Source organism: Streptococcus sp. SCPM-O-B-23252 (M501) (assembly GCF_058200355.1).
Window position 1 is genome coordinate 1,100,112 of the sequence record NZ_JBYQGS010000001.1, and the last position, 12,174, is coordinate 1,112,285.

The 12,174-nt window shown below is 43.6% G+C and carries 15 protein-coding genes; 1 reads left to right on the top strand and 14 read right to left on the bottom strand.

Features of this window, described 5'->3' with window-relative positions; translation table 11 throughout:
- The first annotated feature begins 6 nt into the window (after positions 1–6).
- The gene (locus AC3E6G_RS05355; RefSeq protein WP_048689338.1) at positions 7–297 is read left to right on the top strand and encodes a LapA family protein; all 291 of its coding nucleotides are present in this window, start codon (positions 7–9) and stop codon (positions 295–297) included.
- 32 nt (positions 298–329) lie between these two features.
- On the opposite strand, the gene AC3E6G_RS05360 is transcribed toward AC3E6G_RS05355, so the two are convergent.
- From AC3E6G_RS05360 to atpD, 14 genes are all read right to left on the bottom strand, one after another.
- A complete protein-coding gene (locus tag AC3E6G_RS05360) occupies positions 330–1,508 on the bottom strand; it encodes an MFS transporter (RefSeq protein ID WP_048689336.1) in 1,179 nt (392 codons plus the stop codon).
- Positions 1,509–1,617: 109 nt separating this feature from the next.
- Positions 1,618–1,923, bottom strand: coding sequence for an MFS transporter (locus AC3E6G_RS05365; protein ID WP_246040084.1), 306 nt, complete (start codon positions 1,921–1,923; stop codon positions 1,618–1,620).
- 107 nt (positions 1,924–2,030) lie between these two features.
- Positions 2,031–2,795 carry an MFS transporter gene (locus AC3E6G_RS05370; RefSeq protein ID WP_082161855.1) on the bottom strand — a complete coding sequence of 255 codons (765 nt, stop codon included), beginning with the start codon at positions 2,793–2,795 and terminating at the stop codon, positions 2,031–2,033.
- Positions 2,796–2,816: 21 nt separating this feature from the next.
- Complete coding sequence (locus AC3E6G_RS05375) at positions 2,817–3,692, bottom strand: XRE/MutR family transcriptional regulator (RefSeq protein ID WP_048689332.1); 876 nt, start codon at positions 3,690–3,692, stop codon at positions 2,817–2,819.
- Positions 3,693–3,696: 4 nt separating this feature from the next.
- Positions 3,697–4,053, bottom strand: coding sequence for a hypothetical protein (locus AC3E6G_RS05380; protein ID WP_048689327.1), 357 nt, complete (start codon positions 4,051–4,053; stop codon positions 3,697–3,699).
- Positions 4,054–4,261: 208 nt separating this feature from the next.
- Positions 4,262–6,169: an ABC-F family ATP-binding cassette domain-containing protein gene (locus AC3E6G_RS05385; protein ID WP_490700604.1), complete on the bottom strand. Its 1,908-nt coding sequence runs from the start codon at positions 6,167–6,169 to the stop codon at positions 4,262–4,264.
- Positions 6,170–6,251: 82 nt separating this feature from the next.
- The gene (locus tag AC3E6G_RS05390) at positions 6,252–6,623 is read right to left on the bottom strand and encodes a hypothetical protein (RefSeq protein WP_490700605.1); all 372 of its coding nucleotides are present in this window, start codon (positions 6,621–6,623) and stop codon (positions 6,252–6,254) included.
- Positions 6,624–6,625: 2 nt separating this feature from the next.
- Complete coding sequence (locus tag AC3E6G_RS05395; protein WP_490700606.1) at positions 6,626–7,345, bottom strand: matrixin family metalloprotease; 720 nt, start codon at positions 7,343–7,345, stop codon at positions 6,626–6,628.
- Between the two features lie 166 nt (positions 7,346–7,511).
- Complete coding sequence (locus AC3E6G_RS05400; RefSeq protein ID WP_414281480.1) at positions 7,512–8,324, bottom strand: DNA/RNA non-specific endonuclease; 813 nt, start codon at positions 8,322–8,324, stop codon at positions 7,512–7,514.
- Positions 8,325–8,429: 105 nt separating this feature from the next.
- The gene (locus tag AC3E6G_RS05405; protein ID WP_006596916.1) at positions 8,430–8,618 is read right to left on the bottom strand and encodes a DNA-directed RNA polymerase subunit beta; all 189 of its coding nucleotides are present in this window, start codon (positions 8,616–8,618) and stop codon (positions 8,430–8,432) included.
- Complete coding sequence (murA, locus tag AC3E6G_RS05410) at positions 8,608–9,891, bottom strand: UDP-N-acetylglucosamine 1-carboxyvinyltransferase (RefSeq protein WP_490700607.1); 1,284 nt, start codon at positions 9,889–9,891, stop codon at positions 8,608–8,610. The genes AC3E6G_RS05405 and murA overlap by 11 nt, the downstream gene beginning before the upstream one ends.
- A gap of 66 nt (positions 9,892–9,957) precedes the next feature.
- Complete coding sequence (locus AC3E6G_RS05415; protein WP_061563783.1) at positions 9,958–10,188, bottom strand: DUF1146 family protein; 231 nt, start codon at positions 10,186–10,188, stop codon at positions 9,958–9,960.
- A gap of 87 nt (positions 10,189–10,275) precedes the next feature.
- A complete protein-coding gene (locus AC3E6G_RS05420) occupies positions 10,276–10,695 on the bottom strand; it encodes a F0F1 ATP synthase subunit epsilon (protein WP_129822217.1) in 420 nt (139 codons plus the stop codon).
- 13 nt (positions 10,696–10,708) lie between these two features.
- Positions 10,709–12,115, bottom strand: a complete 1,407-nt coding sequence (atpD, locus tag AC3E6G_RS05425; RefSeq protein WP_135782010.1) for a F0F1 ATP synthase subunit beta — start codon at positions 12,113–12,115, stop codon at positions 10,709–10,711.
- Between the last annotated feature and the right edge of the window lie 59 nt (positions 12,116–12,174).

Genomic DNA, 12,174 nt, shown 5'->3' on the forward strand with positions numbered 1-12,174 from the left:
GACAAAATGAATAAACGAAAACTACAATATGTTGCACTACTGATTGCAGTCTTGCTTATTGCGATTATTTCCTTGGCCAATATGCAAACGGTGACTGTAAACTTTTTGCTGGTCCAATTTAAACTCCCGCTCATCATTTTGATTCTGGTTTGTGTCCTTCTTGGTTCGCTGGTGACTTTCTTAGTCAGCCTTCCAAAAAATTTCTCATTAAAACATGAGTTAAAAACTGCGAAAAAACAACTAGGACAAAAGATGTCAGGTGATAAAGAAGAAAAAATCAAACAAATCGAAAACTAAAAAGCACCAATCGGTGCTTTTTTCATGTTGTTCTAATGATTTTTTGCTTGTAGGTGCTTGGCGACTACTTGAGCTAAGAGTGAAAAGAGAATAACGCCAGCTCCAATCAGGAGAAAGGATTCTACTCGGACACTTGGTAACCAGGTCATCAAGCCTTTTGCGATGGGCATAAAGAGAATGGCTAGGGTAAAAATCGTGCTTAAGACCCTGCCCAGATAGTCTCCTTCCACCTTTGTTTGCACTTGGGTAAAAAAGTGGATATTAAAAATCGTCATAAAGAGTTCACAGACTAAATTTCCAGAAAAGGAAAGAAGGTGAGGAAGAGGCAAGCCCATCATGAACACTCCCACTCCTGTTAAAATCAATAAGAAGAGAAGCATCTCCATACTTGATTTAAATTTATTAGCGATCAAGGCTCCGATGATGGAACCAATAGCTCCCAACGTTAAGATGGTCGCATAAGCACCCTTGACTCCGTAGAGTCGATTGGAAAATGGAAGTAAAAACTCAAAAGCTGCAAAGAAGAAATTGACACTAGAAGCCACCAAGAGGAGAAAGAGAATTTCTTTCTGATGCCAGATATAGTGCAATCCATCCTTGATATCCGAAAAAATATCTTTTCCTGTGAACCGTTTCTTTTCTTGAACTTTGGCTTCTTCTTTCGGAAGGAATGCCACTAGGACAAAGGCGATGAAAAAGGTCAGCGCATCCAGTAAGAGAGTCGCGTGGAGACTGGCAAATTGTAGAACAAGGAAAGAAAACAAAGGTGAACTAACACCGACAACCTGTAAGACCAACTCCAAGCGTGCATTATAGGTCACAATCTCATCCTTCTCTACGACTTCAGTGATAATGGCTTTGTTGGCCGTACGAGAAAATGCAAAGGCAATGGCCTGGACAATATTGGCAACAATCAAGGCTGCAATCATCCAACGATCGTTCCTGATAAAGGAAATCGCTAAACAAAGGAGACCACAAACCAAGTCGGTTGTCATCAAAATCTTGCGACGGGAAAAACGGTCTGAGATCACGCCACCAAAGGGATTGACTAAAATAGAGGTGACGAGTTCAGAAATCTGATAAATCCCCAACACTGTCTTTCCTATAGTCCCCATTGAGGCCAGCCAGACACTGTTCCCATAATCATAGAGCATATTTCCCATTCTATTGATCGCCCCACGAGCAATTAATTGGACTGCATGTCGATTCATAAAAAAACCTCCTTCATTTTCTGAAACTATTGTATCAGTTCATGAAAGAGGTTTTCATTTTATCCCCTATTTGGGAAAATTAGTGTTTTACGAATTTATCAAAGGATCCCTACTGTTCTTTTGATTGAAGCTGCTTAGCTACTAGTTGAGCCAAGAGTGAAAAGAGAATAACTCCAGCTCCAATCAGGAGAAAGGATTCTACTCGGACACTTGGCAACCAAGTCATCAAACCTTTGGCGATGGGCATAAAGAGAACAGCCAAAGTATAAATCGTACTCAAGACTCTCCCCAGATAATCATCTTCCACCTTGGTTTGCACTTGAGTAAAAACGTGGATGTCGAAAATGGTCACAAAAAATTCACAGACCAGATTTCCCGAAAAGGAAAGATAAGTCGGAAGAGGCAAGCCCATCATGAACACTCCTACACCTGCCATGATCAGTAAAAACAGGAGAATTTTCATACTTGATGTAATTTTATTGGCAACAAGTGCTCCTAGAATAGATCCAATAGCTCCCAATGTTAAGATGGTCGCATAAGCCCCCTTGCCCCCGTAGAGTCTATTGGAAAATGGAAGTAAAAACTCAAAAGCCGCAAAAAAGAAATTAACGCCGGAAGCCACCAACAAGAGAAAGAAATGTCTTTCTGATGCCAGATATAGTTTAGTCCATCTTTCATATCCGAAAAAATATCTTTCCCGGTAAACTGTTTCCTCTCTTGAACCTTAGCTTCTTCTTTCGGAAGGAAAGCCACTAGGACAAAGGCAATGAAAAAGGTCAGCGCATCTAGTAAGAGGGTCGCATGGAGACTGGCAAATTGTAGAACTAGGAAAGAAAACACGGGAGAACTGACACTAACAACTTGTAAGACCAGCTCCAAGTGCGCATTATAGGTTACAATCTCTTCTTTCTCCACAACTTCTGTAATAATGGCTTTATTGGCAGGTCGAGAAAAACCAAAGGCAATGGCCTGAACAATATTAGCAACAATCAAAGCCGCAATCATCCAACGATCATTTCTGATAAAAGAAATCGCCAAACACAGGAGACCACACACCAAGTCGGTCGTCATCAAAATCTTGCGACGGGAAAAACGGTCTGAGATCACGCCTCCAAATGGATTCACGAGAATCCCTGTCACTAACTCAGAAATCTGATAGATCCCTAATACCGTCTTTCCTATAGTCCCCATCGAGGCCAGCCAGACACTATTCCCATAATCATAGAGCATATTTCCAATTTTGGTAATCGCTCCACGACTAATTAATTGGACCGCATGTCGGTTCATAAAATCTCCTTTATCTCTCTCCTATTTAGAACATTCATCTATTACAAATTTATCAAAGTGTTCTTGATAGTAAGCTACCTGCTCTGGAAGACCTAGCACATCAAAAATATGCATAGCCTCTTGCATTTGCTGACTCCCTTCTTTCTCTAGCCCCTTCTGATAGAGAGCAAATCCCTTGAGGTAATGAAAGACATTGCGCTCGTAGAGTTTGATACTCTTGCCGATAATCTTTTCCACATTGGCCTCAAAATAACTAGCACTTTCAAAAGAACGGTGTTCTAAACAATGCTGGTAACAATTGAGGGCTAGAATCAAGACTAGTTTTCGATGGCGACCAATTTCCTTGTAGAAATCTTCACGCTCCATCACTTCTCTCCCAAGCCGTGTGACATAGTCCACATCATAAAAGCTGTAGAGATTGCCAAAGAGGATCAATTCATACATGGTCCACTCTTCTGTCTGAAAGAGATAGTCCGCCACCTTGTCCAGATCACTCTGCTTCATGGTGTAGCTGACATCTCTCTGGCAAATCAGCCCTTGTAACAAGATCCAGTTCAATTCAAAATATAGGGGATTGATCGAACCTTTAGCCTTTTCAAGTTGTTCTCCTTGAAGCCTTTGAAAACCAGCAATATCATTTGCATAGTAAAGCGGAATAATCTGAGCCATCAAGGCGACATGCTCATGGTGTTGAAAATTCCTAGCCTTATCCATAAAATTCTCAATCGTCACATGGATATTGTCTAATATTTCAAAGAAGCGCGACGCAGTCAGATCCGACTCCCCCAATTCAAAACGGGATAATTGAGAGGTCGAGCAGGCTTCTCCTGCAGCTTCTTTCAATGAATAATTTTTACTGATTCGAAATTCACGAAAAACTTTGCCTAAATCTTCCATTTGATTACCACTTAAATTCCTTTAAGTACCTTTCTAACTCTTGCAAGTATCCTTCGTAGAATCCATGTTCTTCTTTAACGGAAACATCTAATTGTCTTAAGTAAGAAATCAGCCAATCAACCAATAGATCATACTGATGAAGAGGTAGGCGTTTCATCTGCTCTTCAACAAAAGAAATGGCCTCTGCAAAGCGTTGCTCTTCTAAAACTTGCTGAAGATAGTGATTCCCGTTGATGAGTTTTCCTTCCTCATCCTCGTACTGCCCCAAATCTAAATTCTGAATCTGTAGGCGCAAAGTTGTACCAATTATATCGGCTACACCTTTAATCTGCTTCATAAACCAATCATTTTCAGTCGTCATAATGTTCTCCTTAGGCAAATTAGAAAACTACACTTTCTCCGCTAATTCTTCCCATTCTAGCATGGCTTCTTCTTAGGTGGCAGTCAGCTGGTCCAATTGCTACTGGCTCTCAATGAGTTCGCCGGTTTCATTGGTGGCCTGCAGCTTCTTTCAATGAATAATTTTTACTGATTCGAAATTCACGAAAAACTTTTCCAAGATCTTCTATCTATTCCACCTGCTCTGACAGTTCTGCCCATTCTTCCATGACCGCTTCCTGCTGGACAGTTAATTGGTCCAGGTCACTCTGGAGTTGTACCAAGTCTTCTGCATCATTGGTGCTATGCATGGTTTCGGTGATGGCTTGGATTTTTTGATCAATCTCTTCCATCTCCGCTTCCAATTGCTCAATGCGACGGGTGATTTTCCGGAGTTCCTTCTGATTTTGCTTTTGCAGGTGATAGTCATTGCTGGTGACTTCCTCCGTAGAAGAAACAGGCATAGCTTCTACTTGCGCTGCAGCAAGGGCCTCTAACTCTGCTTTTTTCTCCAGATAATAATCATAGTCTCCCAAATAAAGGGTCGAGCCCTCTTCTGAGAGTTCCAAGACTTGTGTAGCCACCCGATTGATAAAGTAACGGTCGTGGCTGACAAAGAGCAAGGTCCCGTCAAAATCAATCAAGGCATTTTCCAGCACTTCCTTGCTATCGATATCCAAGTGGTTGGTCGGCTCATCGAGAATCAAGAAATTGTTATTCTCCATGGACAGCTTAGCTAGAAGCAAGCGGGCCCGCTCTCCACCCGACAGCATGCCGACGGTTTTCTTGACATCGTCCCCTGAGAAAAGGAAGGCTCCTAGGCGATTGCGAATTTCTACTTCTGGTGTCAGTTTAAAGTCATTCCAGATCTCATCCAAGACACTATTGTGAGGGGTTAGTTTACTTTGGGTCTGGTCATAGTAGCCCACCTCGACATTGGCCCCAAAACGAGCTTCCCCCTTGATGAAAGGAATCTGCCCGACAATAGACTTGATAAGAGTAGATTTCCCGATCCCATTTGGTCCTACAATAGCGACCGCATTCATCTTACGGATATCCAGATTGATCGGCTCGGACAGGATTTGATCATCATAGCCGACAGCTGCCTCTTCTACTGTCAAAACGACATTGCCAGAGGCCTTATCAGAATGGAAGGTCATATGGGCAGACTTGGTCCCAGCTTCGGGCTTGTCTAGGCGCTCCATTTTTTCCAATTGCTTGCGACGAGACTGGGCCCGTTTGGTGGTCGACGCCCGCACCAAATTGCGATTAACAAAGTCTTCCAGCGCCGCAATTTCTTTTTGTTGCTTCTCGTAGTTCTTGGCTTCGGTCAACAATTTTTGCTCTTTTTGCTCGACAAAGCTAGAGTAATTGCCGACATAGCGGTCCAAAGAATGCTTGGTCAAATCCAAAGTAATGGTTGCGACCTTATCTAGGAAATAGCGGTCGTGACTGACAATGAGAAGGGCCCCACTATAATTGACCAGGTAGTTTTCCAACCAGGCAATGGTCTCAATATCCAAGTGGTTGGTCGGCTCGTCCAGTACCAAGAGATTCGGTTTTTCCAAGAGCATCTTGGCCAGAGCGAGACGGGTATTTTGCCCACCAGACAGCTCTTCAATCTTCATCTGCCACATGGACTCATCAAACTTGAAGCCGTTTAAAATCGCGCGGATATCTGCCTCATAGGTAAAACCACCTGCCTGACGGAATTCTTCCGATAGACGGTCATAATCCTGCATGAGTTTTTCCAAGTCAGCCCCAGTTTTTTCCCCCATCTCAAGCTCCATCTGCCGCAAAGTTTTCTCCGTTTTACGGAGGTCGTCAAAGACATGGAGCATCTCATCGTAGATAGTATTGGACGACTCAAAGCGACTATCCTGAGCCAGATAGGAGAGAGAAAGATCCCGCTTTTTATTGATTTCCCCTGAAGTCGGCTCTTCTTCTCCCACCAAGATTTTTAAGAGTGTTGACTTACCGGCTCCGTTCTTTCCGACCAGGGCAATCCGGTCCCGTTCATCCACTTGCAGGCTGATATTATCAAAAAGAACCTCCCCTGCAAAAGAGCGTTCAATTTTGTTGGCTTGTAAAATAATCATAGTTTCATTTTACCTTACTTTTGACAAATTGACAATTGAAGAAAAGGCCAAACGCTAGATGCGCTTGACCTGTCCTAACTTTTTAAATAGCTGAGATATTGGAAGCCATTTGGCTGTACTGATAGGCGAGGAAAAGCCCGATGCCAATCACCAGCAAAAGCAAGCCCCATTTGATGACTCCCTTTACAAAGCGAATCACAAGCAGGATCATCATGGAGCCAATCAGCCAAGTGATGGCCGAATGGGAGAAGAAAGCTTGGACGGCTTTCTTATTGTCCCCGAAAAATTGACGGACTCCCTCAGGAGCATAGTTTTCCCAAGCCTGTTGAATGCCTAATTCATGGGAAATTGCTTGCCCTTTTTGGGATAGCCATAGAAAGATTCCAGAGTTAAACACAAAGAGTGCCACTTGTTCTGGAAAGCTTCGAATAATATACAGTATACGTTTGATCATTCTTACTCCTTGTATAGTTGCCGAACAGCCTCAATATCCCTCTCTTGGATGCTATAAAAGGAACCAGCTGCCTGCATGACGGACTCTTCCTCAGTATGGTCCAAACCGATCGCATGGCCTAGTTCATGCTCAGCTGTGTTTACAATTCGCTGATGGGAATAATTGAACTGCTTATTAAGTAGGTAATAGCGATTCAAACGAACGGTCACCCGTTTGAAACGATTGGTTAAAACATTGGTCTGAGATTCAGCCTCACCTGCTGCAGAAACCGTGCTATCATCCATCTCTGTCAAGAGGATATCGGCCTCTTCTTCACTGGTGACGAGTTGGAAAGTGAAGGCTCCTGTCTGATTCCAAGACTCAAGAGCTTCCTCATAGGCACGGGTAAAGGTCTCATCCATTTCAGGATCTAGATAAACTTTTGCACTTGCCTGATCCCATCTTGCTCCTGTAGAGGTATGGCCATCTGTTGCTAAGTCCTCTTGAGTAGATGGACTTCCCTGACCCAGTAGAGGGCCGTCTCGATGAAAGTATGCATCTACCTGGGTGACAACCGTTTGGGCTGCGCGACTGACCCCATCAATTCCGCTACCGGTTTTGCCACTAAAGAATAAAGTAGCAACCAGCAAAGCAAAACTAAGGGCGATAGTCCAAAACAAGCCCCAAACAAGACTCCAAATAACCCGTATTAGAAAACGAATCATGGCTATAATGGTTCTCACAAGTTCCTCCTTTCCTTAGGAAGACCTTTGTTTAGGTCTAGAAGAGGTTATTTTACCTCAGTTTTCTTAAAATAAGCTAAAGGGTGACGTCATGAAAGGAAAAAGATCCAGTTGACAGCAAAGCCAACCGAATCCTTTTCATCCTGCTTCTTCTTTTATACGCAGCTTAGCGATGCACTGTTACTTTTCCAGTACGATAATCCAAACTAATCCCACTCTGGACATTTGGAACAAAAACGTTAAACTCTAGACTGCCATCACTCGATTTTGCTTCAATTTGACTGCCAACTGGTACCAAATCTTCATCTGAAGCATAGAAGAGAGTCACCCGATAACGGACCCGCTTATTTTTATCTAAGGCCTTCCGAACAAGGGTTTCATAGTAATTTTGTCCTGTTGAAAAACTGTCACGCGCTTGGTTGGCCCAAGCTGTTTGAACCGCAATATTTTTAGGATTCGTCATCGAGGCATCAAACCCATCTAAGTTGCCAATCAAGGCATAGCCGAGAAGATGACCCCGATCAACCGCATGGTCATATTCCCCAGCTAAATTGGTTACTTGGTGCCAGCCAGCGGGAGCCCAATCTACATCCGTCTGTTCCCTTTTTTGGTATTGACGAGTCGCCTTGGTCATCAAAGCATTGGCAACTGTTGGAATCTCTCGTCCTTTTACAGTCTTTGTCTTAGTATCTGCATAAGGGAGACTAGCAACATCCGCATCCAGATTGGTTTTGTTTTGATTAATGATAAAAGCGCCCGCTTCGTTCCATTGAATGTTCTTTCCTAGTTTAGCTCGAACACTATCTGTCAGAACACTCTCCGCTAGTTCCTTACTCGGTGTTGCTTCTTGACTCGAAGTAACAACCGTTTGAACCTGAGAGTGACTAGCGACTGGCTGAGGTTGACTAAAGTAATAGCCACCGATGGAGAGGGCTGCTGCCACCACCAAGCCCAGTAGGGTTTGTCCTGATTTTTTCATTTTAAGTGGTTTCTTTTGATTGTTTGCCACACTGGTTTCCTCTGTTTCTACTGAATGGGAAAGAGCCTGGGATCACGATCTCAAGCTCCTCTTTTTGATAAATAGTTACTTACCTGAAAATTTCTGAAGGATTTCCTTCCAGGTATCTGGCGAGAGAATGGACCAAGGATCCTTTCCATTGCCAATGACACCATATCCAATGACCAAGCCAAGAGCGAAAACAATCGCTAAGATAGTAAGAACCAATAGGACGATCCCCAATTGTTTTCCGATTGCTTTTAATTTAGTTTTCATCATCATCTTCCTTCACACGACGTACATCTGCTCCAAGAGCCACCAATTTCTCATGGAATTTAAAATATCCACGGTCGAGGTGGGTTAACTTGCTCACTTTGGTTTCTCCCTCAGCCACAAGCCCCATTAAAATCAAGGTTGCACTAGCACGCAAGTCTGTCGACATTACTTCAGCCCCTTGTAAGCTAGCTCCACCTTGGATACGAGCTGTATCTCTCATAATATCTGAATGTAAGCCCATCCGACGCATCTCTTCCAAATGTTGGAAACGATTTTCAAATACCGTTTCAATCATGGTCGATTCACCAGAAGCCATGGCCATCAAAGCAGTAAATTGAGCCTGCATATCTGTAGGGAAGCCTGGATAAGGTAAAGTTTTTACCGTCACTGGTTTCAATTTAGAAACATCTGAGCGAATGCGAATACCATTCTCTTCTTCCGTTACCTCAACGCCCATTTCTTGCATCTTAGAAAGAAGAGGGCGGTTGTGTTCCCAAATCGCATCCTCGATTAAAACGTCTCCACCTGTCATAGCTGCACCAACCATGAAGGTTCCTGCCTCAATTCGGTCTTGAACGACATTGTGAACCGCTCCATGCAAACGATCTATCCCAACAATTGTCAAGGTTTCTGTACCTGCTCCACGTACCTTAGCACCCATCTTATTCAAAAGAGAGGCCAAGTCCACGATTTCAGGTTCGCGGGCCGCGTTCTCAATAACCGTTGTTCCATCTGCTAAGGTTGCTGCCATCATGATATTTTGCGTCGCACCTACGGATGGGAAATCCATGTAGATATGAGCTCCTCGAAGACGATCTGCTTTTGCTTCAATGTAACCAGCCGTTTGGGTGATTTTCGCTCCCATGGCTTCCAGACCTTTAAGGTGGAGATCAATAGGACGACTTCCAATGGTACAGCCACCTGGCATGGAAACTTTGGCATGACCATTCCGAGCCAAGACAGGACCTAGAACGACGATCGAAGCTCGCATCTTACTGACATATTTGTAAGGTGCTTCTTCTGTTAATGGTTGCGTCGCATCAACGACTACTGTATTAGTTTCTTCATCAAACGTAACTTGTGTGTTCAAGCCACGAACGACATTGTTCATTGTAAAGACATCAGATAAAACAGGAACATTGGTCAAAGTTGTTGTTCCTTCACTGGCCAAAACAGTTGCTGCTAAAAGAGGAAGGACTGCATTCTTTGCTCCTTCGATCTTCACAGTTCCAACTAGGCGATTTTGACCACCATTTACAATAATTTTATCCATACTCGTTATTACTCCATTTCATTCAGTCACGACTACTATCATACCATAAATTCATCAAAAAAGAAGCTAAAAGTTCCCGTTAAATAGTTGCCGACTGAATTCGTAAATACTGATAAAGAAGCTACTAGTTAAATAGCCTAAACTAATGCTGATCAATAAAATAAGCAGCCGAATTTTCACAGCTGTTTCGGCAGTTACCTTTAAAAAACGCTCCCACTGAACCACCGTTGAAAGAAGGTGGTAGGCAAAGGAAATAAACAATAAGTGACTGCAAAAAGTAAAAATCATTTGAATCATACCTCTATTATACCATAAGACAAAGTTTCCTTTCATATTCTTAAGATGCGAAAAAAAGAAGTCGATCCAATCAACTTCTTTTTATATTTATAATCGATTTCCGACATTAATCCGGTTAATAGCGCGTTGAAGGGCAATCTTGGCACGACGTTCCATATCAACAGAATGTTGGTCCTTGGCTTCTTCAAGGGCTTTTTCAGCACGCATTTTTGCACGCTCAGCCCGGCTAATATCAATGTCTCGAGCGCGTTCCGCCGAATCCGCTACGATGGTAATGACATTATCTACTACTTCGATAATCCCACCATTCACGGCGATCCAATCAATGTGTTTTTCGTCATCGACCCGACGGACCTTGACTTGGTCTACAGCCAAAACCGCAATGGTATTGATATGACGAGGTAAAATCCCTAATTCACCATCAATTGTCTTGACAGATACAAATGCGGCATGATGATCATAAACCAGTCCATCCGGTGTAACGATTTGGACGTTCATTTGACTCATCTTTCACCTCTTCTTAGAATCCCATTTTTTCAGCTTTTGCAATCACATCTTCGATCGAACCGACACCACGGAAGGCGTCCTCAGGCAAGTGGTCGTGTTTCCCATCCAAAATTTCCTTAAAGCCACGTACAGTTTCTGCAACCGGTACATAAGAACCAGGTTGACCAGTGAATTGTTCCGCCACGTTAAAGTTTTGAGACAAGAAGAATTGAATACGACGGGCACGAGCTACCAAGGTCTTTTCATCATCAGACAATTCATCCATCCCCAAGATAGCAATGATATCTTGCAATTCGTGGTAGCGTTGAAGGACGCGTTTGACCTCAGAAGCCACTGCATAGTGCTCTTCTCCGACAATATCTGGAGAAAGGGCACGGGAGCTAGATGCCAATGGGTCCACGGCAGGGTAGATCCCCAATTGAACCAATTTACGCTCCAAGTTGGTGGTTGAGTCCAAATGGGCGAAGGCCGTTGCTGGGGCAGGGTCGGTATAGTCATCGGCTGGCACATAGATGGCCTGGATCGATGTAACAGAACCTTTCTTGGTTGAGGTAATCCGTTCTTGCAATTGTCCCATTTCAGTTGCCAAGGTAGGTTGGTAACCAACGGCTGAAGGCATCCGTCCCAAAAGGGCTGATACTTCTGAACCGGCTTGGGTGAAACGGAAGATATTGTCGATGAACAAGAGAACGTCCTGACCTTCGACATCACGGAAGTATTCCGCAATGGTCAAACCAGTCAAAGCTACACGCATCCGCGCTCCTGGTGGTTCGTTCATTTGTCCAAAGACCATGGCTGTTTTTTCGATAACGCCAGATTCTTTCATTTCCCAGTAAAGGTCATTCCCTTCACGGGTCCGTTCTCCAACTCCGGTAAAGACAGAGATCCCACCGTGCTCTTGGGCAATGTTGTGGATCAATTCTTGAATCAAGACGGTCTTCCCAACTCCGGCACCACCGAAGAGGCCGACCTTTCCACCTTTCAAATAAGGGGCAAGGAGGTCAATGACCTTGATCCCTGTTTCAAGAATTTCTTCTGAAGTAGAAAGCTCATCAAAGGATGGAGCTTTTTTATGAATGGATTCACGAGGGGCATCTTCTGGAAATGCTTCTTCCAAGTCAATGGTATCTCCCAAGACGTTGAAGACCCGTCCAAGAGTTTCTTTTCCAACAGGCACAGAGATTGGACGACCAGTGTCCAATACTTCCATCCCACGAGTCAAGCCATCTGTTGATTCCATGGCAATGGTCCGAACGACACCATCCCCAAGTTCAAGAGCTACTTCAAGAACGACTTTTGATTTTTGTTGGTCATTTTTATAGACTACAAGCGCATTATTAATCTCAGGGAGTTTATCGCCCGCAGCAAAAGCTACGTCAACGACAGGGCCTACAACCTGAGAAATTTTGCCTAAACTCATGTCATTCTCCTATTCTATTAAGTTTCTAAGCTTGTGAATACACACCATCAAGCTTATGT